Source organism: Aquimarina addita (assembly GCF_039539305.1).
Classification (GTDB): Bacteria; Bacteroidota; Bacteroidia; order Flavobacteriales; family Flavobacteriaceae; genus Aquimarina; species Aquimarina addita.
In genome coordinates this window covers 23,707-45,822 of the sequence record NZ_BAABCW010000024.1, presented here as the reverse complement: position 1 = coordinate 45,822, position 22,116 = coordinate 23,707, and the positions used below count along the sequence as shown (strand labels likewise).

General features: G+C 31.1%; 25 protein-coding genes. 14 read left to right on the top strand and 11 right to left on the bottom strand.

Annotated features, from left to right (window positions below; all coding sequences use genetic code 11):
- Nucleotides 1-140 precede the first annotated feature (140 nt).
- Together ABD816_RS19655 and ABD816_RS19650 are read left to right on the top strand one after the other, a co-directional pair.
- Nucleotides 141-791 (top strand): hypothetical protein, encoded by a 651-nt coding sequence (locus ABD816_RS19655; RefSeq protein WP_344930315.1) that lies wholly within the window; start codon nucleotides 141-143, stop codon nucleotides 789-791.
- A 173-nt stretch (nucleotides 792-964) separates the two neighbouring features.
- The gene (locus tag ABD816_RS19650) at nucleotides 965-2,521 is read left to right on the top strand and encodes a DEAD/DEAH box helicase (RefSeq protein WP_344930313.1); all 1,557 of its coding nucleotides are present in this window, start codon (nucleotides 965-967) and stop codon (nucleotides 2,519-2,521) included.
- A gap of 2 nt (nucleotides 2,522-2,523) precedes the next feature.
- Here ABD816_RS19650 and rlmF read toward each other — a convergent pair whose 3' ends face one another.
- The 5 genes from rlmF to ABD816_RS19625 all read right to left on the bottom strand — a co-directional run bounded on the left by rlmF (nucleotide 2,524) and on the right by ABD816_RS19625 (nucleotide 6,915).
- Nucleotides 2,524-3,378, bottom strand: coding sequence for a 23S rRNA (adenine(1618)-N(6))-methyltransferase RlmF (gene rlmF / locus ABD816_RS19645; protein WP_344930312.1), 855 nt, complete (start codon nucleotides 3,376-3,378; stop codon nucleotides 2,524-2,526).
- Nucleotides 3,379-3,477: 99 nt separating this feature from the next.
- Entirely contained in the window at nucleotides 3,478-3,849 is a 372-nt protein-coding gene (locus ABD816_RS19640; RefSeq protein ID WP_344930311.1) for a DUF779 domain-containing protein, read from the bottom strand.
- 11 nt (nucleotides 3,850-3,860) lie between these two features.
- Entirely contained in the window at nucleotides 3,861-5,384 is a 1,524-nt protein-coding gene (locus ABD816_RS19635) for an aldehyde dehydrogenase family protein (protein WP_344930310.1), read from the bottom strand.
- A gap of 585 nt (nucleotides 5,385-5,969) precedes the next feature.
- Nucleotides 5,970-6,407, bottom strand: a complete 438-nt coding sequence (locus ABD816_RS19630; RefSeq protein ID WP_344930309.1) for a DUF2147 domain-containing protein — start codon at nucleotides 6,405-6,407, stop codon at nucleotides 5,970-5,972.
- A 307-nt stretch (nucleotides 6,408-6,714) separates the two neighbouring features.
- Nucleotides 6,715-6,915: a hypothetical protein gene (locus tag ABD816_RS19625; RefSeq protein WP_344930308.1), complete on the bottom strand. Its 201-nt coding sequence runs from the start codon at nucleotides 6,913-6,915 to the stop codon at nucleotides 6,715-6,717.
- Between the two features lie 148 nt (nucleotides 6,916-7,063).
- Here ABD816_RS19625 and ABD816_RS19620 point away from each other — a divergent pair, with 148 nt between their 5' ends.
- Nucleotides 7,064-7,432: a hypothetical protein gene (locus tag ABD816_RS19620; protein ID WP_344930306.1), complete on the top strand. Its 369-nt coding sequence runs from the start codon at nucleotides 7,064-7,066 to the stop codon at nucleotides 7,430-7,432.
- Nucleotides 7,433-7,724: 292 nt separating this feature from the next.
- Here the strand turns inward: ABD816_RS19620 and ABD816_RS19615 are convergent, their stop codons facing one another.
- Nucleotides 7,725-8,405, bottom strand: a complete 681-nt coding sequence (locus tag ABD816_RS19615) for a LytR/AlgR family response regulator transcription factor (RefSeq protein WP_344930305.1) — start codon at nucleotides 8,403-8,405, stop codon at nucleotides 7,725-7,727.
- Nucleotides 8,392-9,201, bottom strand: a complete 810-nt coding sequence (locus ABD816_RS19610; RefSeq protein ID WP_344930303.1) for a sensor histidine kinase — start codon at nucleotides 9,199-9,201, stop codon at nucleotides 8,392-8,394. Before ABD816_RS19610 ends, ABD816_RS19615 begins: the two co-directional genes overlap by 14 nt.
- 402 nt (nucleotides 9,202-9,603) lie before the next feature.
- On the opposite strand from ABD816_RS19610, the gene ABD816_RS19605 reads away from it, so the two are divergent.
- The 10 genes from ABD816_RS19605 (at nucleotide 9,604) to ABD816_RS19560 (ending at nucleotide 17,303) form a co-directional block, all read left to right on the top strand.
- On the top strand, nucleotides 9,604-9,921 hold the full coding sequence (locus ABD816_RS19605; protein ID WP_344930301.1) for an EF-hand domain-containing protein: 318 nt from the start codon (nucleotides 9,604-9,606) through the stop codon (nucleotides 9,919-9,921).
- Nucleotides 9,922-9,945: 24 nt separating this feature from the next.
- A complete protein-coding gene (locus ABD816_RS19600; protein WP_344930299.1) occupies nucleotides 9,946-10,236 on the top strand; it encodes an EF-hand domain-containing protein in 291 nt (96 codons plus the stop codon).
- An 11-nt stretch (nucleotides 10,237-10,247) separates the two neighbouring features.
- Complete coding sequence (locus ABD816_RS19595; protein ID WP_344930297.1) at nucleotides 10,248-10,862, top strand: toxin-antitoxin system YwqK family antitoxin; 615 nt, start codon at nucleotides 10,248-10,250, stop codon at nucleotides 10,860-10,862.
- 1 nt (nucleotide 10,863) lies between these two features.
- Nucleotides 10,864-11,553, top strand: a complete 690-nt coding sequence (locus ABD816_RS19590) for an SCO family protein (RefSeq protein ID WP_344930294.1) — start codon at nucleotides 10,864-10,866, stop codon at nucleotides 11,551-11,553.
- Between the two features lie 88 nt (nucleotides 11,554-11,641).
- Nucleotides 11,642-12,979: a DEAD/DEAH box helicase gene (locus tag ABD816_RS19585; RefSeq protein WP_344930292.1), complete on the top strand. Its 1,338-nt coding sequence runs from the start codon at nucleotides 11,642-11,644 to the stop codon at nucleotides 12,977-12,979.
- Nucleotides 12,980-12,996: 17 nt separating this feature from the next.
- The gene (locus ABD816_RS19580) at nucleotides 12,997-14,295 is read left to right on the top strand and encodes a DEAD/DEAH box helicase (RefSeq protein WP_344930291.1); all 1,299 of its coding nucleotides are present in this window, start codon (nucleotides 12,997-12,999) and stop codon (nucleotides 14,293-14,295) included.
- A 151-nt stretch (nucleotides 14,296-14,446) separates the two neighbouring features.
- Nucleotides 14,447-14,638 carry a cold-shock protein gene (locus tag ABD816_RS19575; protein ID WP_344930289.1) on the top strand — a complete coding sequence of 64 codons (192 nt, stop codon included), beginning with the start codon at nucleotides 14,447-14,449 and terminating at the stop codon, nucleotides 14,636-14,638.
- Nucleotides 14,639-14,758: 120 nt separating this feature from the next.
- Nucleotides 14,759-15,205, top strand: a complete 447-nt coding sequence (locus ABD816_RS19570; protein WP_344930288.1) for a KTSC domain-containing protein — start codon at nucleotides 14,759-14,761, stop codon at nucleotides 15,203-15,205.
- 181 nt (nucleotides 15,206-15,386) lie between these two features.
- A complete protein-coding gene (lpxD, locus tag ABD816_RS19565; protein ID WP_344930286.1) occupies nucleotides 15,387-16,379 on the top strand; it encodes a UDP-3-O-(3-hydroxymyristoyl)glucosamine N-acyltransferase in 993 nt (330 codons plus the stop codon).
- A 45-nt stretch (nucleotides 16,380-16,424) separates the two neighbouring features.
- Entirely contained in the window at nucleotides 16,425-17,303 is an 879-nt protein-coding gene (locus ABD816_RS19560; RefSeq protein ID WP_344930284.1) for a DMT family transporter, read from the top strand.
- Between the two features lie 59 nt (nucleotides 17,304-17,362).
- On the opposite strand, the gene ABD816_RS19555 is transcribed toward ABD816_RS19560, so the two are convergent.
- From ABD816_RS19555 to epsC, 3 genes are all read right to left on the bottom strand, one after another.
- Nucleotides 17,363-18,619, bottom strand: coding sequence for an FAD-dependent oxidoreductase (locus ABD816_RS19555; RefSeq protein WP_344930283.1), 1,257 nt, complete (start codon nucleotides 18,617-18,619; stop codon nucleotides 17,363-17,365).
- Nucleotides 18,620-18,709: 90 nt separating this feature from the next.
- Nucleotides 18,710-19,594 carry a cysteine synthase CysM gene (cysM, locus tag ABD816_RS19550; protein WP_344930281.1) on the bottom strand — a complete coding sequence of 295 codons (885 nt, stop codon included), beginning with the start codon at nucleotides 19,592-19,594 and terminating at the stop codon, nucleotides 18,710-18,712.
- A complete protein-coding gene (gene epsC, locus ABD816_RS19545) occupies nucleotides 19,594-20,385 on the bottom strand; it encodes a serine O-acetyltransferase EpsC (protein WP_344930280.1) in 792 nt (263 codons plus the stop codon). Before epsC ends, cysM begins: the two co-directional genes overlap by 1 nt.
- A 245-nt stretch (nucleotides 20,386-20,630) precedes the next feature.
- Here epsC and ABD816_RS19540 point away from each other — a divergent pair, with 245 nt between their 5' ends.
- Nucleotides 20,631-21,314 (top strand): DUF2461 domain-containing protein, encoded by a 684-nt coding sequence (locus ABD816_RS19540; RefSeq protein ID WP_344930278.1) that lies wholly within the window; start codon nucleotides 20,631-20,633, stop codon nucleotides 21,312-21,314.
- Nucleotides 21,315-21,318: 4 nt separating this feature from the next.
- On the opposite strand, the gene ABD816_RS19535 is transcribed toward ABD816_RS19540, so the two are convergent.
- A complete protein-coding gene (locus ABD816_RS19535) occupies nucleotides 21,319-21,876 on the bottom strand; it encodes a class I SAM-dependent methyltransferase (protein ID WP_344930277.1) in 558 nt (185 codons plus the stop codon).
- Nucleotides 21,877-22,116: the final 240 nt, after the last annotated feature.

Sequence of the window (22,116 nt, the reverse complement as noted above, 5' to 3'; positions counted from 1 at the left end):
CGGTGTTTTTTGTCCAGATTAATTATTTTTAACTTAAATATTGTAGACTTTGTAATTTGGTTAGATTTTTGAAGTATTTAAGAAAGAAATAGTCAAGGATTAGTTATATTTAAAACTACCTTCAAAAAAGGAATATAGAGATGAAATATTTTGTAAACTGTATCATATTATTTTTTGCTTTAACAGGACAAGCACAAATAGATAAACCATTAACATCATCATCAGTTATCATTGATAATAGAGGAGATCTTAGTACAGATAGTTATAAATTATCTCCCGGGTTAACTGCACCAGTTAATAATTTTACAATGCATAGTGGTAAATTAAAAGATTCAACACCGTTTAATCGTACTGAGAAATCTTTTTATATGAGTAACGATAATGGGCTACTAAAACCTACAGCAGAGAGTACTCCCAGATATTTTGAAAAAGATAAAAAAATTAAAGAAGCGTATAAAAGCGATCAATATTTAGGTGATTTTAAAAGTGAAGCGGTTTTTGTTGAATTAGTATATAGAGATCATGAATCTGTTGATGGTGATGTTGTTAGGATTTTTGTGAATGATGATATAGTTCGTCCTAACGTTTTGCTGGATGCTACTTTTAGAGGTTTTAAAATTGACCTGATTAAAGGCTTCAATAGAATAGATATTCAAGCACTCAATCAAGGCGCATCCGGACCTAATACTGCTGCATTTAAGTTATTTGACGATACAGGGAAGCTTATAACATCAAATGAATGGAATCTAACTACTGGTGTTAAAGCAACATTGATAGTTGTAAAAGAATGATTACATATTTCTATCAGGAATAACAAATCACTATTTGCTTTGTTTTATGGTATTATCGTAGATAAATTGGATAGATCTTCAAGTTTTTTAAAAATTCAACTATTTTTTTTTGTAAATATTCGTTAAATCCCCTTTAAAGACACTAATTTTGCTTCCCTATAATTTTAGAGAACATGTCGAAGAAAACTAAAGTATTAGAATTGGAAGAAACTGAAACTGGTAAGAACTTATACAGTTATCAAAAGGGTGCTATAAACAAGATTTTTAAAAGTTTTGAAGAAGCACCAGAAGATTACCATTTACTGTATCAGTTGCCTACGGGAGGAGGGAAGACGGTTATTTTTTCTGAAATTGTTCGGCAGTATCTTAAACATCATCAGAAAAAAGTGTTAGTAATGACACACCGAATTGAATTGTGTAAACAGACATCTAATATGCTTACTGGTTTTGGTGTAGTAAACAAGGTGGTTGATAGCAAAGCAAATCTTGATGATCAGAATGCATATAGTTGTTTTGTCGCAATGGTAGAAACCTTAAATAATAGATTAAATGAAGGTATTCTGGATATATCTGATATTGGTCTCGTTATTATAGATGAAGCACATTATAATTCTTTTACTAAATTATTTAAGTTTTTTGAAAAATCATTTATCTTAGGAGTAACAGCTACACCGCTCAGTTCTAATATGAAACTCCCTATGAAGGATAACTACAATGAATTAATTGTAGGAGAAACCATCGAATCATTAATTGAAAATGAGTTTTTAGCACGTGCAGAAGTATTTGCTTATAATATGGGTTTAACATCATTAGAAGTTGGATCTAATGGTGATTACACAGTAAAATCTTCTGAAGATCTATATACTAATAGTGATATGCTTAGCAAATTATTACAAGCATATGAAAAACATTCTAAAGGTAAAAAAACGTTAATTTTTAATAATGGAATCAATACATCATTACATGTTTTTGATACATTTAGAAGTGGTGGATACCCAATTGCACACCTTGATAATACTGCGACTAAGAAGCAACGTAAACAAATTCTTAAATGGTTTAAGGAGACACCTAATGCTATTTTAACCTCTGTTAGTATTCTTACCACTGGTTTTGATGAGCCTACCGTGGATACTATTATTTTAAACAGAGCAACAAAATCACTTACGCTGTATTATCAAATGATTGGTCGTGGATCTCGTATTTTAAAAAATAAATCTAAGTTTAATGTAATTGATCTAGGTAATAATCATCATCGATTTGGTCCATGGGGCGCAGATTTGGATTGGCAGAAAATATTTAGATCACCTAATTATTATCTGGATAAACTGCTAAACGATGAAGATATAGAAAGCAGTTTCAAACATGAAATGCCAGAAGAATTAAGGGCAGAATTTGCCAATTCTGAGGAAGTATATTTTGATATTAAAGAAACCTATATTAATTCTGTAAAAAAGGGAGAATCTTCAAAAGTTGTTTTAGAAAGATCCATAGCACAACATGCATATATATGTATAGAGAATAGCGAAGATGTATATGATGCCATAGCCTTAGCTAAGCTTTTAGGAGATGATATTGATAATAGAATACAAAGTTATGCGAAGTGTATTAGTAAAAGCACCTATAATTTCTTGTCTTGGTTAAAGGATGATTACAGAAAAAAGCTGAATGCTTATTTGCGTGAAAATTTTGATACTTTATTCGAAGAAATTCACGGTAGACCCGCAGAATAATTTCACTGAAATTTCCAGGCTATAAAACGACTTTTTTTATTGCCTTGATTCATTTGTATAGTTTTATGAACAACGGGTAGTTTATTGAGTTGTTTATAAAGTTTAGCTAAGTTTTCCTTTTTAGATACTAAAGAAGAAAACCATCCTACTTGTCTTTTATAGTTTATACTTTGCTTTATCATTCTTTTTATAAATAAAGCTTCTCCACCATTACACCATAATTCATTGGATTGTCCTCCAAAATTTAAAATGGAGGATTTATACTCTAAATTTTTTGTCTTTCTCAAAGTGCCTTTTGTCGCTTCTGCTTCAGACTTATGAAAAGGAGGGTTACACATAGTAAAGTGGTAATACTCATCTTTTTTAATAATCCCTTCAAAAATATGAGCATTATCATTTTGATGACGAATTTTAATCTTTTTTTTAAGTGCTTTAGTTGCTTCTATATTAGCTTGAGCAGCTGCAATTGAGGGTAACTTAATATCGGATCCGACCATATGCCATCCATATATTTGAGCTCCCAGAATGGCATAAATACAATTTGCACCTGTTCCGATATCTAATCCTTTTATTGGTAGATTATCATCTTCTTCTTTAAGTAAATCAGCTATATAGTGAATATAATCAGCTCTTCCTGGTATAGCCGGACAAAGATAATATTCAGGAATATTCCATTCTGTAATTTGATAATAATGCTTTAAGATGGCTTTATTCAATTGTAAGACAGCTCTATTGTCAGAGAAATCGATACTATTATTTCCAAAAGCGTTTTTTTCAACATACGTTTGTAATTCTTGATGGCTCATAATTAATGAAGCGAAATCATACCCTTCATTGTGAATATTTCTTGGATGCAAAATATCTTAATTTTGAAATATATAATTAGTAAATATACATAAACGAATTATAAAATGTATAGTAAAACCAGATGTTATATACTCTAAAAATATTACTACTTACATTCCACGATGCACGGGGTGTAGTTCTCTTGTTTCTTTATTATTATATGAGCGTGATTTAGTTACAAACCTAACTCCTAATGGGATTTCCAGAGAGAAACTGGATCCACGACCCGTTACAATATCGATAGTCAATTGTGTATGTTTCCAATATTGAAATTGATCAGCAGACATATAAAAATTACAGTCATGAATAACTCCTAAGCAAACATCAGTTTCATTAATCATCAATTCTCCTTTTGCTAAGCACATAGGGGAGGATCCATCGCAGCAACCGCCGCTTTGATGAAAAATTAACTCCCCATGTTCTTTTCTTAAAATATCTATAATCTTTGTTGCTGCTTCGGTAATAATTACGCGTGAAGTCATATCATCAAATTTTAAAAGAAACCAAGCGCTTTTTTATCATAAGAGATAAGCATATTTTTTGTCTGGCGATAATGATTAAGCATCATTTTATGATTTTCTCTTCCAATCCCTGACTTTTTATACCCGCCAAAAGGTGCATGTGCCGGGTATGTATGGTAACAGTTGACCCAAACTCTTCCGGCTTTAACTGCTCTGGAAATCTGATATGCTTGATGGGTGTCACGTGTCCATACGCCAGCACCTAATCCATAAAGAGTATCATTGGCAATAGCAATAGCTTCTTCCTCATCTTTAAAAGTAGTCACACAAGCTACAGGACCAAAAATTTCTTCCTGAAAAACACGCATTTTATTTGTGCCTTTTAATAAAGTAGGTTCTATATAGAAACCTCCTTCTAATCCTTCTACGTAAGCAGCTTTTCCACCAGAAAGTACTTCGCAACCTTCATCCTTACCAATATTCAAATAATTTAAAATCTTTTCGTATTGATCATTAGATGCTTGCGCTCCCATCATTGTTCCGGGATCCAGAGGATGACCTATTTGTATAGCTTCTGTGCGTTCAATAACACGTTCTATAAACTTATCATAAATACTTTCCTGTATTAGAATTCTGGATGGACAAGTACATACTTCTCCTTGATTAAGTGCAAATAAAACAGCACCCTCGATACATTTATCAAAATAATCATCATCTGCATCCATAATACTTTCAAAAAAGATATTTGGAGATTTTCCTCCTAGTTCTAATGTTACCGGTATAATATTTTTTGAAGCATACTGCATAATTAACTGCCCTGTTGTAGTTTCCCCCGTAAATGCAACTTTATTTATACGGGGACTGGATGCCAGAGGTTTTCCAGCTTCAACTCCAAAACCGTTAACTACGTTAAGCACACCATTGGGCAGTATTCCTTCGATTAATTCCATCAAAATCATAATACCTACCGGAGTTTGTTCTGCTGGTTTTAACACAACACAATTTCCTGCTGCCAGAGCAGGAGCTATCTTCCAGGTTGCCATCAGGATCGGGAAATTCCATGGGATAATTTGACCTACGACACCAAGAGGTTCCTGAATGTTTAAAGACACTGTATTTGCATCTAATTCACTTGCAGACCCTTCTTCTGCTCGTATTACTCCGGCAAAATATCTAAAATGATCTACAGCCAGCGGAATATCTGCCGCTAAAGTTTCTCGAAGTGCTTTTCCATTATCCCAAGTTTCTGCTCTTGCCAGTGTTTCCAGATTTTCTTCAATAACGTTAGCAATCTTTAATAAGCAATTACTTCGATACGTTGCTGATGATGTATTCCATTCCGGAGCGGCTTCCCAGGCAGCATCAATGGCTAATTCAATATCTTCTGTTGTGGATCTGGCTACTTTGGTAAAGCTATTGCCGTCGACAGGGGATACATTGTCAAAATATTGACCTTTTGCCGGTGTTGTCCATTTTCCACCAATATAATTGTCATATTGGTCTTTAAAGTTAGGTTTTTTAATTTTTCCTTTTGGGGTGGATCTTACAATACTCATAGTGATAAAAAGTTTAAAAATTTATAGAAAAATTACTTTTGTATGCTGTCAAGAATACTACACCGATTTATAGAAAAGGATGCCCTATTTTGCTCAAAAAAAATTTGAGTTGGTATAATGTATTGACAATAAAAGGTGTATGATTAAAGATAATGTATTTTAGATACTTTTATTCTAGCAATTTTGTTAATAATTAACACTAGTATTGTTAAAATGACATATCATGAAGTAGTAATGGAATAAGTATAATCGTTCAATTATGAATTATTAAAATGAATTAATCTATCCTTTTTTCCATTGCTTTTAGTACGAAAAATAATCATAGAGCAAAGGTATAATCTCTCTCTTCAATTTAATTTTATGAGTATTGATTGTTAATTAAGCAGGGTTATCACTTTAATTAATTACAATTCTTAGAGGCTTTGCCTTGAGTATAATGTATAGAATCGGGATAAAAGAGTCTCGTTTCCTAATTTTTATATCAAAACGGTCTTGTTTTTTTAGTACCTCGAATCTTTAAGTTAAGGTAGTTCAATTTTAAGGGATGAACTTATAATTGATTTACTAATAAATAATATAGATTCTTTAATGTTGCTTTACTCTTTTGGCTTCAAAAGTTTTAAATAAGAAACCTTTGTAAGCGCGGATAAAACACAAATCGATATTATCAGGATCAATCCATACTTTTACCGTATACTTTTTACCACTATCAGCATTATAAATGGTGCCACCGGAAAGTTCGCCTTCTATAAAACTTAAATTATCTAATATAACCATCCCTAATAAAGGACGATTTCTAAGGTTTTTGTCAGGATTTTTATTGTCTAATCCATTAAGGTTAGAAATAGGTTTTTCTGCACGCTTATAAATTTTTCCGTAAAAAAGATGATCTTTCTCGTAGATCTCAATAATAGATCCTCCTTCTATTATCCATTGACCTATATAAGTATCAGAATTTACTGAGATAACGTTAAAAAATGAAATGCATAATACGGAAACACAACCTAGTAAAAGTAATCTCATAAACAAAAGCGTATTGATGGTTTTAAATTCAGTTCGGAATATAACAATAATAAATGAATTTAATTTTTGATCAATGCTTTAAAGAAGAAACGCAGGTATACAAATTACTAATTATTAATGATCAGTAAGGTGTATAATATGAAAAAGAGATTGTTATTTTGAGTATTAGTCAACTATACTAGAAGAGTATTAGTGGTTTAACATAGATTTTTAATAGTGATCTACATAGTATGATGTGTAAGAAAGGTTTTTAAAAAAGTAAATAACCTGAAAATAATAGAGTTGAACAACCTGTGAGTATTTAGTATCATTTTTTTGTCTTTTTAAAGTCTATAATATCTTTTATATCTACATCCATATAATCAGCAATCTTTTGCAGTCTCTCAAAATCTTTAGCAAGATTTTTTTTCTTTACTACATAATCACCGGCTTGAGGACTCACTCCTAATGTTTTTGATATTCCGTACACAGTTTTAGCTCCTTTACTTCTTTTAAGGAGTTTTTTCAAATTCTTATTTACCATAATTCTGAAAATCTATATGAGAATTCAAATATACATGTGTTTTTTTAATATACAAATAATTTTTTATTAAAGTTTTATTTGCTTATTAAAATAAAATTTGTATATTGCTAAAAACTTACTAAATCTTCACATCATGAAAAAAATATTAGTAGCTGCAATGCTTTGCGTGGCTTTTGGAAATGCGTATCCTGTATTAAATGAGTTTAATACAGATAAGAAAAAAGGGAAAAAGGAAAATAAAAAAGAAGAGGATAAATTGTCTGCTGGGAATAATTTAACTTCTCGTAATTTTCATTCAATTAAAAAATGGAAAATGACGATTGTGTATAATAGTGGAGAGGTTATTTCAAAAACTATCACAATTAATAAGAATGCATCGACAAGTACTATGGATGCCGCTTTTGAAGAGGCAGAAAAATATGTTAAGACTTTAAAGAAAGTAAGAGAATATAGAGTTTCTCCTGTTTCAGGTAGTTCAATTATTTTGTTAGCTGGTAACTAATTGTCAAATAATTAGTTAATTGCAAATAAATAGTATGATTCACTCTGGTTATCTATTAGATGTAGATGCATAAGGTTGTTATAAGATCATAAAAAATTCAGAACAAAAAAATCCCACTGATATTGGGGTTTTTCTGTTTTATATAGGATGTATGTAAGAAAAATATGAACTAACTATGAAATATTTTACTATATCATAATTGGTTAATAATTAATGTGCCTTTATTGATAAGTTTTCAATTAACCTTATAATAGAGCTACAACTGATCCTTATTTAATATATACTGGTGACTTTAAAATAATGTTGATTTTACTACCTCATAATAAGTTGCACTAACTGGTATTTTAGTGTTCTCTATCAATAAGTCTTTTCCTTTTAATGCGGTTACCATTTTTTTATTAACTATATAAGATCTGTGAACTCTCATAAAAAGAGTCTTAGGTAATGCTTTTTCTAAAGATTTTAATGTTTGATGACTCATTATCTTTTTATCTTTTGTATAAAATACAACATACTCACTATCACTTTCTATATAGAGAATTTGATTATATTTTAATTTATGTAAGTCATAACCTGATTTAATAACAATCATTTGTTCTGATTCATCAGAAAATGTTTTTACTTTCTTAATTTTATTTACAGCAACAAGAAAACGTTCAAAGGTTACGGGTTTTAATAAGTAATCTAATGCGTTTAATTCAAAACCATCTAAAGCATATTCAGAATATGCTGTGGTAAATATAATTTGAGTTTTTGAAGAAATCATTTTTGCAAAGTCAGTTCCTTTTAAGTCCGGCATTTGTATGTCCAGAAAAATAACATCGATAACCGTATTTTTCATAATTTCTATAGCTTCAATAGGACTCTCTAACGATGCTATAACTTCTAAAAAATCAACTTTGCTGATATATGTTTTGATCAGAGTTCTTGCTAACTCTTCATCATCAATAACTAAGCATTTAATCTTCTCCATGAATTTTTATATTTAATTCAACCTGAAATATTTCTGGAGTCGAATTGATAATTAATGTATGACTTTCTTGGTATAAGATATCCAGTCTTTTCTTTACATTTTCCAGACCTATCCCGCCAACTTTATCCTTATTCACCATTTGCTTGGGAACACTGTTCTCTATCTTAAACTGTACATTATTGTCAATAGTATCATCAATAAAGATTCTTATGAATGAACCATTCCTTTTTTCTATATTACTATGTTTTAATGCATTTTCCACAAATGGAATAAATAGCATAGAAGCAATCTTTAGATGGTAATTAGAAATATTAAATTCAGTTTTAATCGGATATGGCTCGCTGCTTTTAAGCGAAAATAACCTAATATAGTTTTCAATATAAGTAATTTCTTTTTGAAGCGGCACAAATTGTTGTTCACATTCATATAAAACATAACGTAGCATATCTGATAAGTAACTAATACTTTGTTGAGTTTTATTTGAATCAATAACAGAAAGTGCATAAATATTATTAAGTGAGTTAAAAAGGAAGTGAGGATTTATCTGAGACTTTAAGAGTTTAAGCTCTGTCTGAAGTGTCTCATTTTTACTTTTAATGATTTCTTCTTCTTTTTTTTGAGCAAAAATAAAGGTTTCAATAAAGGTAGCAATCACATAAGATACAGTAAAGATTAAAAAATTAAAAGCAAACTGTGAAGGTGGTTTTGGACCGGGTTTTCTTAGTGCCTCAATAGGAGGTAGTTTTTCTGGTGGTTTAAAATCAGTTGAGGAAACTGCCGAAAAAATAATAATCACAAAAAGGGAAATAATTGTGAAAATGATATATTTTTTTTTAAATAAAAATTTCGGTGCAGTATAATATATAATACTAATAATGATGATAATTTGAAGAAAGAAAGCAATAGAATTTTCCATAAGAAATCTACTACTTCGATTTTGACCAAGCCATAAAATAATCCATACAATTAACCACAAAGTGATTTGAAAAAATAGTCTTCTTTTTGTTCCCATAACGCAAATAAAAGAAAAATAAAATCAGTAGTTTGAGAAAATAGCCTTTAAAAACCTTTGTAAAAACGTGCTTTTACTGATTTTATAAAGGTATTAACAGAATGTAAATATAGGCTCACAGAAAACACTATAGATATCCAAAACTTTACCTGAACTTTATACTCATAAATATAAAAATTTAAGATTATGAAAAACAATTTTACTAAATTAGGTATGGTGTTGATTTTGACATTATGCTTTTTGTCTTGTCAGTCTAAAGCACAGTCAAAAGAAGCATCTAGTCAAGAAGAGCCTAAAAATCACGAACATCCCAGTATTGAGGAGATTATGGAGAAAATGGATGCGGATAAAGACGGTCAATTAACGAAAGAAGAAATTAAAGGTCCTTTACAACGGGATTTTTCTAAAATTGATACTAATGAGGATGGCTTTTTAACTAAAGAGGAACTAGAAAATGCACCAAAACCCGAAAGAAAGGGGCCTCCTAATGAAAAAAGACAATAAATTTTAAATATTAAAAATAGTAGTATGAAATCATTAATGATCATAATAATGGCAGTTCTCTTCGTAAATTGTAGCTCTACGAGTAACACAACTAGTAATACCCAAAATAATAGGGGACAGCGAGGCCAAGGAAATAGACCCACATTTGCGAGTATGGATGCTAATAGTGATGGTAAACTTAGTGTAGAAGAAGTTGAAGGACCTATAAAGAGTGATTTTTCGAAAATTGATGCAGATGGAGATGGTTTTATTTCCAAAACTGAATTAGAAAATGCTCCTAAGCCTAATCGTCAGAGACCTTCTGGGGGAAAATAAATAATTATGATATGATCAAATTCATCTCATATATGGTTTGCAGTACTTTTTTGATAACCATTGGTTGCAAAAAAAACATAGCTGATCCTAAACTTTTTGTGGATGCTACATACGAAGTTTTAGACATTTGCGTTAAGAAGGATCAGTTAGTTTTGAATCAAAATGAAGGAAAGTGGTATTATAGAACTATTCCATTTAATGGATTTGCCATTACCTATCATGCTAATGGCAAATTAAAAGAAAAGATTGGCTATTATAAAGGAAAAAAAGAGGGCGTTGCAAAAAAATGGTTCGATAATGGTTTGTTACAAAAAGAATCTTTTTATATTCAAAATCATCTGGATGGTAAAGTTACTGTATGGTGGAGTAATGGTAAAATAGCTTCACAGGCTCGTTATATTAATGGTGTGAGAGATGGGGTTCAGCAAAAATGGTTTCAAAGTGGATCATTAGCAAAAAAAACATATCTTGAAAATGGCAAGGAAAATGGAATGCAGCAAGCTTGGTTAGAAAATGGTAAAATATATGTAAATTATGAAGCCAGAAATGGTCGTGTTTTTGGTCTACAACGTGCAGATCTATGCTATCAATTGAAAAAAGAAAAAATAAAAGAAAAATATAAATAAAATGAGGTTGTCGTATATCCATAAGTTTTCTGGCGTGTTATTTATTATAGTTTTATTCGCTTCCGGTTGTAAAAAATCAAAACACGAGCCGGTAGTGCGCAAAGAAACTAGTAGAGTAGAGTCACTTCCGTTTTTTAATGATCCTGCTTTTACCCCACATTGGTTAACACCAGACAGTAAGGAAACCATAGATTTTCATTCTATTCCGGATTTTTCACTAATCAATCAAGATGGTGATACTGTAACTCAACAAACGTTTGCTAATAAAATTTATATCACAGACTTCTTTTTTACTACATGCCCAGGAATTTGTCCGAGAATGACCGATAATATGATCAAATTACAAGAGGAGTTTAAAAATGATGAGGATATACTATTATTATCTCATTCTGTTACGCCATCCTTTGATTCTGTTCCTGTATTAAAAGAATATGCGATAACAAAAGGAGTCATTTCTAATAAATGGCACTTGGTTACGGGAGATAGAGATGAAATATACGATTTAGGCAGAAATCATTATTTTGTTGAAGAAGATTTGGGTAAAGAAAAAGATGAAAATGATTTTTTGCACACAGAAAACTTTCTGTTAATAGACGATAAAAATCATATACGAGGTATTTATAATGGATTGAATAAAACTTCAATCGCTCAATTAATAATAGATGTGAAAGCTCTAAAATCAGAATTGTAAGCACTGTGTATCTTAAACCGTTGTTATAGCGCTATTTCTGTAATTAGGACAAGTTTAATTATACACCTATCTTTGTCGAAAATATTTTATGTCAACAAAATTTTCCGATTTAGGAGTTTCAATAGCATTACAAAAAACCTTATCCTCACTTAATTTTACTACACCTACAGATATTCAAAAGAAAGCGATACCACTCTTGTTGCAAAAAAAAGATGATGTTGTTGGTTTAGCTAAAACAGGTACAGGAAAAACGGCCGCTTTTGGACTACCTTTATTACAATTAATTGATATAAAAAAATCCAAAATTCAAGTGGTTATTCTCGTCCCAACCCGAGAATTAGGACATCAGATTTATCAAAACCTACTATCTTTTTCAACTCATATCCCTGCAGTATCTATTGCAGCTGTTTGTGGTGGGATTCCTATTAAACCTCAGATAGAACGTTTGACTTCTGATACTCACGTTATTGTAGCTACACCAGGTCGCTTAATCGATCTGATAAAACGTAATGCGGTAGATATAACAGATACAGATTATCTAGTGCTGGATGAAGCAGATGAGATGATGAGTTCATTAAAAGATGGATTAGATAAAATTGTAGCTGTATTACCAAAAAAACGAAGAACTATTCTTTTTACGGCTACAATGCCTGGAACTATTAAGCAATTGATCCAAAATTATATGTCTAAGCATGTGATTCAGGTACAAGCGGATATGGATACTATTGGACATCAAGGAATAGATCATCAGTTTGTAGTTGTAGAACCTATTGAGAAATTAGATGTTTTGATGCATTTTCTTACCAGTAGAATAGGGGAGCGAGGCATTATTTTTTGTAAAACAAAAGCTGCCGTTAATAAGCTTGCTAAGAACCTAGCGATTCATAAATTTTCATCAGGAGCATTGCACGGAAGTCTTTCTCAGCCTATTCGTGATAGAATTATGGAGCAATTTAGAGCGGGACATATAGATATTCTGGTGGCAACAGATTTGGCAGCCAGAGGAATTGATGTCAAAGAGATTACTTTTGTTATTAATTATCATTTACCAGATGCTTATGAGACCTATATTCACAGAAGTGGAAGAACAGCAAGAGCAGGAGCAAGAGGACTCTCGTTAACGGTGTTACAGAAAGAAGAGGTGCATTATTTAGCAGAATTTCAAGATGAATTAGATATCGTTTATAAAGAATTTAAAAAAGCGGATGCACAAAGTATAGAAGAAAATAAAGCATTTTTATGGGCTAAAAAGATCTTTAAGACTAAACCAAATCATACCGTATCATCAGAATTTAAAGAAAAAATCAAAACAATTTTTCATCATCTTACTAAAGAAGAGTTGATAGAAAAAATGATAGCAAATTATGTAGCACAGCATGCAAATTCTACTTCTGAGATTACAAAACATACAGTCAAGAAAAAATAGTTTTTCCAAATAATTATATGAAATCACAACAACATATCCTTGATAAACTAAATATTCCGGCACTCAATACCATGCAGGAAGAAGCACTACTCGCTGTAGAAAATACAGCGAATACGATTATTCTTTCTCCTACAGGAACAGGAAAAACATTAGCCTTTTTATTACCAGTGATTGCAGGATTAGATCCTAAATCCAAAGATATACAAGTATTGATCCTGGTACCCTCCAGAGAATTAGCAATACAAATCGAGCAAGTTGTGAGAGTAATGGGGTCAGGGTATAAGGTAAATGCTGTGTATGGTGGGAGATCAATGTCTAAAGATAAAGTTGAGCTCAAACATGCACCTGCCATTCTTATTGGAACTCCAGGAAGAATAGCGGATCATTTTAGTAAAGAAAATTTCAGTAAGGAACATATTAAAACACTTGTTCTTGATGAGTTTGATAAGTCTTTAGAAGTAGGTTTCGAAAATGAAATGAAAGGTATCATCGATGAGTTGACCGGTATAGAGAAAAGAATCCTGACTTCTGCTACGCATCAAACAGAGATTCCCGATTTTGTAAAATTTGAGAAGCCAGTCACGGTAAACCATCTGGATAAGGGAGTTTCTAAATTAGAAGTCAAAACATTAGATTCTCCAGAAAAAAACAAACTACAAACTCTGGTAGATTTGTTAAATTATCTGGGTAATCAACCAGGGATTATATTTTGTAACTTTAAAAACACTATTAATTATGTAAGTACTTTCCTAACAGAACATAATATAGATCATGGTTGTTTTTATGGAGGAATGGAACAAAAAGACAGAGAAAGATCTTTGATTAAATTTAGAAACGGAACACATCAAATTATTATCGCTACAGATCTGGCAGCCAGAGGTATTGATATACCAGAGATTCAATATATTATTCATTATCAGCTTCCATTGAAAATAGAAGAATTTACACATAGAAATGGTAGGACTGCCAGAGTAAATGCTGAGGGAACAGCCTATATTTTAAAATGGGAAAAAGAAAATCTACCAGATTTTATTAAAAACACTTCCCAAGCAACAATAACGGGGGAAACCAAAAGAAATCCTTCTTACTGGCAAACGTTATTTATTTCTGGTGGTAGAAAAGATAAAATCTCTAAGGGAGATATAGCGGGCTTATTTTTTAAGCAAGGAAAAATTCAAAAAGATCAACTTGGAATTATAGAATTAAAACAAGATTGTACTTTTGTAGCAGTACCCGTTTCTATTGCAAATAAACTTGTTACTACATTAAATAATAGTAGGTTAAAGAAGAAAAAGGTACGTATCACAATAATTTAATTGTCTGTTATATTCCTTTTTTTTACTTTATTTGGTTAATTAGTAGTTTTAATGGACAAATATTCAAAAAATATATATAAGTATTGTAATGTTTAATTTAATGGAACTATATTTGTCTATATAACATATTATTAAAATTAAAATTATTACAATGGCTAAAGGATCAGTAAAATTCTTCAACGACGCAAAAGGTTTCGGTTTCATCGTAGAAGAGGGTTCAAACAAAGAACATTTTGTACACATTTCAGGATTAATTGACGAAGTTCGTGAAGGCGATGAAGTTGAATTCGATCTTGAGGAAGGTAGAAAAGGATTAAATGCAGTAAACGTAAAAGTTATCTAACATATACGCTTTAAGTTTTTTATCTCAAAACCTGTCAATTTTGACAGGTTTTTTTATGCAATACAAAGAATTAGTTCTATAAATACTGTAGTTTCGCGCACTAATTTTAAAGCATTAATTATGAAGCGTATTAATATGTATAAAAAGATGTTTGCTGTTGAAAAAGAAATTGATCTTAAAAAACTAAAAACATCTTACAGAAATTTAGTAAAAGAATGGCATCCAGACAAATTTCAGGAAGGTGATGAAAAGAGAGAAGAAGCAGAAGAAAAAAGCAGGGAAATTATTGATGGGTATCATTTTTTAGTAAGTATCGCTCCAGAAACGAAAGCCGCTAATCTTGAAGAGTATGTATTAACTACGTCACAATCTGGTATAGCAGATTACCATCATAAAGGGTTATTATTAGAAATCTCTTTTTTGGATGGAACAACCTATGAGTATTTTGGGGTGCCTAAAACAGTATATACTAAGATGATTAATTCTGATAAGTTATTTAGATTTGCTAAAAGAAATATTTTTAATTCGTATTTATATAGAAAGTCTAAAAAAAATATAGAGGCTTAATTTGCTTCTGTATTTTAATTAAAAGATTTATGCTTCCTTAAAAAAAATATTAAATAATGTTAATTATTATTTAATAAGCATATATTGTTGATCAGTTTTGGTTGTATGCTTTGTCAATTATTCAAAAAGGTATTTTGATTATTAGCATATCATCAAAAACCAACAATAACTTAAGAAAATTATGAAATCATTTACAATTAATGAGATTGCTACCATCGTAGATGGTAAATTAGTAGGAAATATAAACGAAAAAATAACTGGTTTAGGTGAACTGAAAACTGCAGAAAATAATCAAGTCACATTTATCGGAAGTGTTAAATATAAGCGTTTATGGTCACAATCTAAGGCAAGTGCTGCTATTGTAAATGAGTCTTTAAATATGGAGCCAGATGATAAGCGGGCACTTATTATAGTAAAAAATGCAGATCTTGCTATGGCTAAGTTACTAGAACTTTTTAGTCCAGAAGCTCCTGTTTTTGATATGGATATTCATCCTGCTGCAGTAGTACACGAGTCTGCAGTTATAGGTGCAGGCGTTAAAATTGGTGCAGGTTCTTATGTAGGCAAAGATGTTGTAATAGGTGAGGGTAGTATACTCTATCCTAATGTTACTATTTTTGATGAAACAACGATTGGTAGTAACACAGTTATTTGGTCAGGTACTATTATTAGAGAACGTTCCGAGATAGGAAGCTATTGTATTTTTCATATAAATGTAAGTATTGGAGCAGATGGATTTGGGTATCGTCCTAGTGATGATGGGAGAGGATTGGTTAAAATTCCCCATATAGGTAATGTTGTTATTGGTAATGGAGTAGAAATTGGAGCTAATTCTTGTGTGGATCGTGCTAAATTTAACTCTACAATTATAGGAGATGGTTGTAAGATAGATAATTTAGTTCAGATTGGACATAATTCGATATTGGGTCGCTCTTGTATTATGGCAGGAAGTAGTGGTCTTGCTGGTTCTGTTACTTTGGGAGATGGAGTAATTATTGGTGGTAGTGCTTCGATAAAAGATCATACTACAATTCATTCTGGAGCAACTGTTGGTGCGGGATCTGGTGTTCTGGCGGATGTACCTGCTGGTCAAACAGTATTAGGGTATCCTGCTTGTGAAGCTAGAGAAAAATTAAAACAATGGGTTGCTTTACGTAAGTTAGGTAAACAATAATTATTAATTTTGATTCAGACAATTATCATATTAATCTACTGTTAAGTGCCTAAGACAAATTATTTATTATTTATTATTCCTGCGTTGATATGGGGGTCTACGTGGTATGTTATTAAGTATCAATTGGGTGTAGTCGATCCGATAGTATCTGTAGGATATCGTTTTGGACTGGCAGGTATTCTTATATTGGGATATGCTAAAATCACAAAACTGACTCTTAAGTTTACAAGAAAACAGCATTTTTTTATTGCTTTACAAGGCGTGCTGTTATTTGGTTCTAATTATTGGTTGGTGTATTTGTCTGAGTTATATTTGAGTAGTGGATTAGTAGCTGTAGCTTTTTCCACTTTGATTTTTCTTAATATCTTTTTTGGAGCATTGTTCTTAGGTGATACGATTAAAAAACAAATTATTATTGGAGCTGTTTTAGGTCTTTTGGGTACCGTATTGATTTATCAGGCAGAATTTAGAAGAGTAGAACTAACAGGAGATCAGATAAAGGGATTGCTTCTTTGTATCACCTCTATCATATTTGCTTCTTTAGGAAATATTACGTCAGCTTATAATCAAAGGACTTTTAAACTTCCGGTGATCCAGACTAATGGTTTTGGAATGGTGTATGGAGCGATCGCAATGTTATTAATCGCAATCTTTAGCGGAAAACAGATTCGTTTTGACACTTCAATTTCATATATATCCTCTTTGGGATATCTGGTTTTTTTTGGTTCTATTATCGCTTTTACAGCTTACTTAACACTAGTAGGTAGAGTAGGAGCTGGTAAGGCTGCGTATACTATCGTAGTGGTTCCGGTTATTGCATTAACAATTTCTACTGTATTTGAGGGATATAAGCCAGATATATATGCTTTTAGCGGAATCGTATTAATTATTATAGGAAATATTTATGCTTTGAAGAATAAATAGGAAAATAGTAAGAAAATATCTTTAAATGATAGATTTTAATCGGTTTCAGACGTAAACTCTTAGACGATTAAACCATCTTCTAAGGTATTTATAATTCCTAAGGCAGCACGTTCTCCAGAAATCATAGCTCCATTTAAAGATGCGTTAAGCAATTGATCTCCAGCTAAAAATATGGTAGTAGTTAGTTTTGTTTCTGTATGAGAATTTTCATATTGCAAGTTTTGTAGTTTAGGTAATGCTTTTACAATAGGGTAGTGTTTGATAAATTTACAACCTGTAATACCACAATATTGATGTAAATCATCTATAACTTTTTGTTTTAATTCTTCCTGATTGAGCTGATGTTCTTTAACTATAGTTACAGAAATAAGTTCTTTTTTGGGTATCAATGTAGTTTGTAAACTTGTATGATAAAAAATATTATTAATTAAAGCTTTCGGATCTGAAATAAGACCAATTAAAGGTTTGTCAATAATTCTATTATCTACCTCGAAATATAAGGTGTCACAACCTTTCCAATCAATCTCCTGATTTTTCAAATTACTAATAAGACCACTGGCTTCAGTTGCAATTATCGTGAAATCACTTTTTATTTCATCCTTGTTTTTTAGATATATTACGCCATCCTTTACCTCCTGAACTGGCGAATTATATAAAAATGTAGTTTTCTTTAATTTTGAAATCAATTGATCTATAATACCCTTAATACCATCTTTTGGTAATGTGGCAAAGCCTTGACTAAACATTTTGTATACAAATTCTAGCATTCTGCTAGAGGTTTCCAAATTAGGTTCTAAAAAAATCCCACTAAAAAAAGGTTTGAAAAAATCTTGTATGATTTGATCAGAAAAGCCAATATCTTGAAGATAAGTAAGAGAACTGGTTTCTTTATCTTTAAAAATATCGCTAATCGATTTCTTTTTTAGTTTAGCATTTAATTTTAGAATTTTTATTTTATCAGAGAAATTACCAATATTAGCAAACAATGTAGGTAAAAGGAGAGAAAGATTTCTTAAAGGATCACCTATGATTTTTGCTTTTTTATTTTTAAAGATACAGGCTCCTGGTAAAAATTTCTGCAAGGATAATTTTTTAAAATCTAAATAGTGTTGTGCAGTAGGATATGCTGTTAATAATACCTGAAAACCGTGATCCAGCTGATAACCATCAATAACATCGGTTTTTAAACGTCCTCCTGCACTATCAGAAGATTCTATGATTATAGGTGAATACCCTTTGTTTTCTAACACAGTTGCAGCAATTAAACCACTTATACCTGCTCCTATAATATGAATTTTATAATCTTCTTTTTCCATAAATACTTATCAATATCAAAATATCTTTTCAATCATACGTTAATCGAATCTAAAATAGATGTGAGGATTCAATATGTTGTACAAATATAATTATTCAAATAATCCAGAACTGAGATACCGATCTCCACGATCGCATATAATAGCTACAATTACACCTTTATCTAATGTTTTTGCTAGTTTTAAAGCGGCTGTTACTGATCCACCGCTACTCATACCAGAAAAAACGCCTTCTTCTTTAGCCAATCTTATGGCCATATCTGTAGCTTCTTCTTGTGATACCTCTATTACCTGATCTACTTTTTCCGGATTAAAAATTTTGGGTAAGTATTCTTTTGGCCATTTTCTTATACCAGGAATACTGGACGCATCTGTAGGTTGTACTCCTACAATCTGAATTGCTTTAGATTGTTCTTTTAGATAGGTGGATGTTCCCATAATTGTTCCGGTAGTCCCCATAGAAGAAACAAAGTGAGTAACTAATCCCTTAGTATCTCTCCAAATTTCTGGGCCTGTAGTTTTGTAGTGTGCTTTCCAGTTATCATCATTAGCAAACTGATTAAGCATCACATATCCATTATTGACAACTTTTTCCTCTGCATAATCCCTGGCACCTTCAATACCTATATCTTTAGCGGTTAATGTAACTTTAGCTCCGTAAGCACGCATGGTTTGTACACGTTCTTTTGTAGCATTTTCTGGCATTACCAATTCTATATCTAATTTGAATATTCCTGCGATCATGGCTAGTGCAATACCTGTATTACCACTAGTAGCTTCAATTAGTTTTGTATTGACATCAATATCACCACGATCCAACGCAGATTTAATCATATTATAGGCTGCTCGATCTTTTACGCTGCCCCCGGGGTTATGACCCTCGAGTTTTAGATATAAAGTAATATTTGGGTTATCTAGTAATGATGTAGCCTTTATTATTGGTGTATTTCCTATAAGGTCTAAAATATGATGAGCCATTAAATAACTTTTTTAATTTTAACCTCCAGGGTATTGGATATAATTGAATTTTCAGGAACAGAAGCAGTAATCCAGGCATTACCGCCTATAGTACTATTTGCTCCTATAATTGTTTTGCCTCCCAGAATCGTTGCATTGGCATAGATAGTTACATTATCCTCTACGGTAGGATGCCGTTTTACATTGCGCAGTTTTCTGGCTACATAAAGTCCCCCTAGTGTTACCCCTTGATATATTTTCACATTGTTTTTGATAATGGCAGTTTCTCCAATCACTATTCCTGTCCCATGATCTATAAAGAATGATTCACCGATAGTTGCTCCCGGATTGATATCGGTTCCTGTTAATCGATGAGAATATTCTGTCATTAATCTAGGAATCAAAGGTAAACCGAATTGTAATAATTCATGACTCAGACGATATATTGCAATTGCATAAAAACCAGGATATGCAAGATAGACTTCCTCAATAGAATTAGCTGATGGATCACTTTGCATAAATGCTTCTGCATCCTTATTGAGTTTTTGTAATATTTCTGGTAATATTTCTAAATATGATTGCCAGATTTTACTACATGGTTTTTCAATTTTCCAGCAAGCAAGATTTACAAGTTCCTCAAAAGTTTGTTCTAAAATCTCTATATTTTTCTTTACTTCTGTATCTGTATCGAATAATGTATAAAATAAAAGATTTGTAAAATATTCTGTTCGTTCTTTTACTTTTAATTTAAGATTGGGATTTTTTTTCTGTTCTTCAATCTTAGCTATGATTTTATCTTTATCTGTAGCCATAATGGTTTTTTTTGAAAAGTCTAGTAAATATATAGAATATTGCTAAAGCTAGGACGGATTTTGATATAAATACTTATATTTTTGAAGTAATTATAAGAAGTGATAGTAAAACTTCAGATTATTATATAAATTTTAGTTAAACATGATTTGTCAATATGGATTTTGGTATTTTTAATCCATATTTAGGTATTGTAATTAATAGATTAAAAAAGTCAATTCCATGTCATAATAATTTAAAATAGTATATGTCTAACATACCATCATCCGCTTTCGAATTTTTATTAGATCTTAAAAAGAACAATCATAGAGATTGGATGCAGCAGCATAAAAAATGTTATCAAGCAAATGAGAAAACACTTAAAGCCTTTTATGGAGCCGTTACTGAACGATTGAATGAAAAGGATGAAATAGAAAAAAGTAAGGTGTTTAGAATTAATAGAGATATACGTTTTAGTAAAGATAAAACACCTTATAATGTGCATCGAAGTGTTAGCTTTGCTAGGGCAGGGGCCCATCGTAGAGGAGGGTATTATTTACGATTAGAACCTGGTAATTCACTAATGGCTGGAGGTTTCTTTAACCCTGAACCTGCGGATCTTTTAAGAATTAGAAAGGAATTTGAGATGGATGATCAGGAAATCAGAGAGATATTAGCACAACCAGAATTTAGAAAATCCTTTGATGGATTTAATACAAACTATCAGGTAAAAACATCACCTAAAGGTTTTAGTAAAGATCATTCAGCGATAGATTTAATTAAAAATAAATCATTTTTTGTAGAGCATTCTTTTACAGATAAAGAAGTATTTGCTCCTGATTTTTTAGACACATTAATATATCACTACGAATTATTACGTCCCTTTTTTGATTATATGAGCGATGTATTAACTACCGATCTAAATGGAGTATCTTTAATTGATAAGAAGTAAAGAGTTATTTTGCGGGATGACATCTATATGTAAATGCGGGCGGAATATTAAAAAGTGTAAAATTGATATCTACTTTATCAAATACCTGTTTAAGTAGTGGATATTTACCAAAACTATATTGATATTGCACAAAGCGACCATCTGGCGTAAGAAATGTAGATATTTCCTGAAACAAAGAGGAGATTTCATGATTTTTAAAAAATGATAATGGTAAGCTGGAAATAATATAGTCAACCTCAGTAATATTTTCAGACATTAAAATTTTTTTAAATTCTAATGCTGATTCCTTAAGAACGTGTATATTTTCATATTCACTGAATTTATTAGTACAGAAGTTATGAAATTTTGAATTTATTTCGAAAGAGTATAGTTGTGTGTTTTTACCAATTTTTTTAATAAGAGCCTCTGTTATACAACCGTTTCCGGGTCCAAATTCTAAAACTACATTTGCTTTATTTAATTTTAATCCCTTTAAGCAATTCTTAATTAAAAACTTTGAACTTGGTGAAATTGTACCACTAGTCTGGATTGAATTCACCGCCTCTTTAAAAAATGACTTCATAAATAATTCTATTGTTAACTATTACTTATTTAATAGTTTTTTGAAAAAAATCAATCAATAATCAAATACCTTATTTAAGGAAATGATTGAACTATTTAATACAGTTAATAATAATAGTTTTTAAGATTTTCTTTTTTTGTTATATTCCTTAATCGGCAATTTAAATATTATAATACTTTTTACCTCATAGTTAGGATAAAAAATGCTAACCTATCTATCTAATATCAATTTAGTTTTACA